Below are 1,615 nucleotides of genomic sequence, written 5' to 3' on the forward strand. Positions count from 1 at the left end.
GCCGACCTCCTCCAGGCCATGTACGGACGCAACGGCGAAGCCCCCGTCCCCATCATCGCCCCCCGCACCCCCGGCGACTGCTTCGACGCCGCCATCGAAGCCGCCCGCATCGCCCTCACCTACCGCACCCCCGTCTTCCTCCTCTCCGACGGCTACCTCGCCAACGGCTCCGAACCCTGGCGCATCCCCGACACCGAAACCCTCCCCGACCTCCGCACCCCCTTCACCACCACCCCCAACCACACCCTCGACGACGGCACCCACACCTTCTGGCCCTACAAACGCGACCCCCACACCCTCGCCCGCCCCTGGGCCGTCCCCGGCACCCCCGGACTCGAACACCGCATCGGCGGCATCGAAAAACAAGACGGCACCGGCAACATCTCCTACGACCCCGCCAACCACGAACACATGGTCCGCACCCGCCAGGCCAAAATCGACCAGATCACCACCCCCGACCTCACCGTCGACGACCCCGACCACGCCACCACCCTCGTCCTCGGCTGGGGCTCCACCTACGGACCCATCACCGCCGCCGTCCGCCGCCTGCGCACCGAAGGCGAACCCATCGCCCAAGCCCACCTCCGCCACCTCAACCCCTTCCCCCACAACCTCCCCCACATCCTCACCCGCTACCAGCGCGTCATCGTCCCCGAAATGAACCTCGGACAACTCACCACCCTCCTCCGCGCCAAATACCTCACCCCCACCCACAGCCACACCCAGGTCAACGGCATGCCCTTCAAAGCCGCCCAGCTCGCCACGGCCCTCAAGGAGGCCATCCATGCCTGAAGCCCTCACCCTGGTCCCCAAAACCACCACCCCCCAGACCATGAAAGACTTCAAATCCGACCAGGAAGTCCGCTGGTGCCCCGGCTGCGGCGACTACGCCATCCTCGCCGCCGTCCAGGGCTTCATGCCCGAACTCGGCCTCGCCAAAGAGAACATCGTCTTCATCTCCGGCATCGGCTGCTCCTCCCGCTTCCCCTACTACATGAACACCTACGGGATGCACTCCATCCACGGACGCGCCCCCGCCATCGCCACCGGACTCTCCACCTCCCGCCAAGACCTCTCCGTCTGGGTCGTCACCGGCGACGGCGACGCCCTCTCCATCGGCGGCAACCACCTCATCCACGCCCTCCGCCGCAACGTCAACCTCAAAATCCTCCTCTTCAACAACCGCATCTACGGCCTCACCAAAGGCCAGTACTCCCCCACCTCAGAACTCGGCAAAATCACCAAATCCACCCCCATGGGCTCCCTCGACGCCCCCTTCAACCCCGTCTCCCTCGCCATCGGAGCCGAAGCCACCTTCGTCGCCCGCACCATCGACTCCGACCGCAAACACCTCACCAGCGTCCTCCGCCAAGCCGCCGACCACCCCGGCACCGCACTCATCGAGATCTACCAGAACTGCAACATCTTCAACGACGGCGCCTTCGAATCCCTCAAAGACAAACAACAAGCCCAAGAAGCCGTCATCCGCCTCGAACACGGCCAACCCATCCGCTTCGGCCCCGACAACAACCAAGGCGTCATCCGCAACCCCACCACCGGCGACCTCGAAACCACCCACATCACCCCCGACAACGAACACCACATCCTCACCCAC

Annotated in this window: 1 protein-coding gene and 1 pseudogene; both read left to right on the top strand. The window is 65.9% G+C overall.

Annotated features, from left to right (window positions below; genetic code table 11):
* Positions 1-792 (top strand): annotated as a pseudogene (locus ACWCRA_RS35200) (2-oxoacid:acceptor oxidoreductase subunit alpha); the annotation flags it as partial.
* Positions 785-1,615: 2-oxoacid:ferredoxin oxidoreductase subunit beta (locus ACWCRA_RS35205; RefSeq protein ID WP_451069479.1), on the top strand; the 831-nt coding region annotated here is incomplete at its 3' end. The pseudogene ACWCRA_RS35200 and the gene ACWCRA_RS35205, both read left to right, overlap by 8 nt.

It is taken from the genome of Streptomyces sp. NPDC001889, assembly GCF_053594535.1.